Genomic DNA, 3,971 nt, shown 5'->3' on the forward strand with positions numbered 1-3,971 from the left:
GCCTCGACGTCGGCCTCGACCAGCGCGGCGGCGGCCGTGGCCAGGGCGGCCGCCGCGTCGGTCAAACTCAACCTCATACTCGAAGCCATACTCGAACACTAGTTCGAGGGTCTGACATCTCCGGGCCCGTGATGTGACCCGTGAAACCCCTGTGGCAAAAGAGGTTCGGTGATTCGTCGACTTCTGCGGGAGGGCGCCTAGGCTTCGGCGCTCGATGAACAAGCTCGGCAAGCGTCGGCGGCAACGCGGTGATGAGCGGCGAGAACCGGTCGGGGACGCCAGAATCGTCCGAGAGATCGACGACTGGAGCGACCTGTGCGCCACTGCCAGCAACGGACTCCTCGGATAGATCTGATCCGTGCCACTAAGTTCCATCCAGTACAGAGGTGTGTACCAGGTGCTCGACACAGACCTGCGCTTACATCCGCGCCCGGAGGAGCGCAACTAGCGAGACGCAAACAAGAAACGATACTTCGTTGTGCTCAGCAACCGCGAGGTGTGTTTCAACGTCGATTGGAAGTATGTCGTAGGTTGTCCGACGTCAACTGACCCGGACCACGTCACTGAGTACTGCGTCGAAGCCCCGCGAGGATCCGGAAACCTCCCGCAACACTGCTGGATTCGAACCCCGGCGATTCAACCGATAGTTAAGGCTGTATTGCTCAGGGGCCAGTACTGCGGTGAGCTAAAAGGTGAGCCGCGAGAACGCTTGGAAGAGGTCATTGCGGACATGATCGGCCTGCTTAATTAGCACAGTCGCTACGCTAGCCAAGCTTTACTTGAGGCGGAGATATCCAGAATTTGTGACATTGCCTACGGGCCAGCAACCTTGGTTCACAGACGTCCGGGGTCGGAACCAAGGGCTGTGAAACCCCGGTCACAAAATTCTTCAGAGTTGACGAGCAGTTGATATAACGTTGTCCACCAATGATTTACGCCGTAAATGATTTCTCTCGAATCTTTGAGCGTCGACAACTCACCGCGAAGCATGTCGACACCTCCGCGTTCGTAGTATGCGTAAAATGCGTTAAGCATAAGCATCATCTCCTCAGTCGCTTCAACCTCATAGCGAGACAAAAGATCGAGATCTTTGTAATGGTTTTCGATGATGGCCCAGAACTCATCATTGATACCGTCGGGCCGCGCCAACTGATATTTGACAACCACCGACGTTTTGATAACGACGGTGCCGGTCAAGTAACGTGTCGAGCTGTCCGGCAGAGTATCGATGTAAGGATGGACGAAACGTCGTCCACCTCCAACGCGCCTGTAGCGATTTAATTTCTTGCGGTTGCAAACTGTGCATATTGGGACCAGATTGGGACTGTAAATCGAGTACTCGCCAAATTTTGATTTTGGTAGATAATGATCCACCTCATGCGCCCTGATTTGATAACAATACGCACATTTATTGGTCGGAATTGACATTAGGATCTCTTTACGAAGATTGCTGAATCTGACCAACGTCAAATAGTCTGCATTCGTCGTCAACGCTTCAGCGTCTTCAGGCAAGAATGGATGGACTCCTGGACCGTCGGTATCGCCAAGGCGGGACAGGTACTCTTTGTAAAGAGTGAGTACCGTTGACATCAATGCCATCGGTCGTGGCTCGCTTTTCTTGGACGCACGGTGCTCGGCTACGTATAAATAATTCTCTTGGTCATCAGCGATAGGTGCGGCTGCGTTGATCATAGATTTTCACTCAACGTGGCTATGATTGCACGTCCTTGAGCACTCAAGCCACTCTTAAACATCTCGTCAATCTCGTTGATTGAGTATCGAGCCGATAGCGCCTTCAGTACGCCCTGATAATCGGTAGCGCTGCTATCAAGAGAAAAGACGTGTCGTGTGATTGCGCCAATATTTTCTGCAAATGTCTCGATCTCAGGAGAGCGAACCGACACCAAACTGCCGTGACGCTCAATTATTCGAACATAAGTCGCAGGGAGCTCTTGGACCACCACAGGACTGTGGGTTGCCGCGATAGCGAACGAGCTGTGTTGATCTAATAGTGTTTGGATAGCTCGTAGGAGTGCCGCAACGAGAGGCGGGTGCAGATGGGTTTCCGGCTCGTCAATGAGCACTAGCGACCGCACTCGAAGGTGAGCAGCCAACTGCGTCACAATGTTGAGGACGATTTGGTGCCCAGTGCTTAATCTGCTAAATGCCTCGACAGCTTCGTCATTGGTCAATTCGCCATCAGCGAGGGCCATTAGGTCCACACCAGCCTGCCCGAATGATGCTTCTCGGCTTAGCATTCGATATGCCGAAAGTAAATGGCCATCGGCATCGCGGCCCTTTGCAGTCGTAAGAGCACTCGCAAACTCATGTTGGATTTCTTCGATCGACTTTAAGTCAGTCGAGTTTTTGCGCCTTAAGCCACAATACACATATCCAAAAAGCTCATTACTCGCAGGTAGGCTTGAAGTCAGAGGTACTTCCTCATCTTCCCATGTGATGTATGAATTTTCCCACTCCATTTCATCGCCAACTAAATTGATTTTCTCTTCTACCCACTTCGTGTCTCGCTCAGCATCGCTGACGGACTCAGGTTGAGAATCCGGTGTAAGGAAAGTATCGAATGCGCTGTATGAAATCGCGATGACAGCGCCGAATGTCGTGTCTTCCCCTGAGATATGTGACGGATCGACGCCGCCAGCACGAGATCTACCTCCACTGCTCGCAGTGATGGCAAGATCGGCCAGGAGTGTGGTTTTACCCACTCCGTTGTAACCTATCAACGCATGACAGCGTCCGGGGAGTTCCGTTGAGTCGTCAAACTCAAAATCAATCGAAGTCGATACCGCGGAGTGCCGCCATTCGTATACGAACGACATCTTGTCACTTCGCAATTCATCGCCCCGCAGCAGCTGCCGGCCTGCCGATAGCGCGTTGAGTGCTTGGCCGAAGCGAAGCAGCGATGTGTCCCAACCCGGTTCGCCGCGGAATTCGCTGTCTATTGCCGGATCGTATGCAGCGTCGCGAATGCTTTCCAGGTAGGCGCTCATCAGATTGCGATCGGGTAGCCGCGTGAGCTCTTCGTAGTACTCGATGTCCTGGCCTAGCGAGCAATACTCGGATCCCAACCGGGAAAATGTTTTCGAGAGTCCTGGACGGCCGTTCTGTTGGCCTCGCTGCAGAATTTTTACGTTACCGAGATCTATTGTGACGCCATCTCGACCTCGGAGACTCACGCTATATGTTGTTTTGAAGCCAAAGTCGTCCCAGTCGTCCTGGCGAAGCACAACCCTGGGTGCGCTCCCCATTTGCCGAGCTATCTCCCGCTTGTCCACCACGACAAACTGCAGCTGAGCGCTCACGGGGTGCATAGAGAACAGTATTCACTCAAAAGTCTGCTGTGCCACCCGCTGAGGGGCCTCGGTCCACGGGGGCAGCCCGTAGTCGATGGTCTGTGCAGTCCTCTCGCCAGCCTGGTTGGTGGGTAATCTTGTACTGTCGAGTAGTCCAACGTCGACGTGCCTTGGTCGCGTCGCCCGCGAGCGCCGACGAGTTCGTGCCCGCAGCTTGCGAGACGCGCCGCCTTGCCGGTTACTTCGAGTCGGACCCCTTGGCTTCCGAACTCTTCGAGCCCGAGTCCTTCGCCGTCGACCCGGTGCTGCCAGACCCGGTGTCGCCCGACCCCGTCGATCCCGACTGCGCGGTACCCGCCGATGCGCCGCCCGTGCCCGGCGTCCCAGCCGACTTCACGTCAGGGTTCGCGCCCGCAGTGCGCTGAGTCGTGGAAGCCGTCGTCTTGGAAGCCGTCGTCTTGGAAACGGTTGTCGCCGAACCACTTCCACTCGTCCGCGAGGCACTCGGCGGGGTGGTGCTCGCGGTGCCGTCGGCGCCATCGGCACCCTTGACGCCGCCCGTGCCCCCGGCGCCGCCCTTGCCTGCGGTGGGGGTGCCGGTCGAGGTGACGGCGTCGCCGCCCGCGCCGCCCGCGCCACCGGTGCCCGCAGCGCCGGCGT

Annotated in this window: 3 protein-coding genes and 1 pseudogene; 2 read left to right on the forward strand and 2 right to left on the reverse strand. The window is 55.9% G+C overall.

Annotated elements, in window-relative coordinates; genetic code table 11:
- Window positions 1–834 precede the first annotated feature (834 nt).
- Together AC30CM_RS26810 and AC30CM_RS26815 are read right to left on the reverse strand one after the other, a co-directional pair.
- Complete coding sequence (locus AC30CM_RS26810) at window positions 835–1,692, reverse strand: HNH endonuclease (RefSeq protein ID WP_490119947.1); 858 nt, start codon at window positions 1,690–1,692, stop codon at window positions 835–837.
- Window positions 1,689–3,293: an AAA family ATPase gene (locus AC30CM_RS26815; RefSeq protein WP_490119948.1), complete on the reverse strand. Its 1,605-nt coding sequence runs from the start codon at window positions 3,291–3,293 to the stop codon at window positions 1,689–1,691. Before AC30CM_RS26815 ends, AC30CM_RS26810 begins: the two co-directional genes overlap by 4 nt.
- Window positions 3,294–3,481: 188 nt before the next feature.
- Here AC30CM_RS26815 and AC30CM_RS26820 point away from each other — a divergent pair, with 188 nt between their 5' ends.
- Window positions 3,482–3,736, forward strand: a complete 255-nt coding sequence (locus AC30CM_RS26820) for a hypothetical protein (RefSeq protein ID WP_490119949.1) — start codon at window positions 3,482–3,484, stop codon at window positions 3,734–3,736.
- A gap of 3 nt (window positions 3,737–3,739) precedes the next feature.
- A pseudogene (locus AC30CM_RS26825) lies at window positions 3,740–3,971 on the forward strand (hypothetical protein); the annotation flags it as partial.

The sequence above is a fragment of the Mycobacterium sp. DHQP2018-32-09 genome, assembly GCF_058148405.1.

What these genes read in the sequence shown, in the direction of transcription:
- AC30CM_RS26810 (WP_490119947.1), bottom strand. Translation starts at nt 1,692, where the DNA reads ATGATCAACGCAGCCGCACCTATCGCTGATGACCAAGAGAATTATTTA.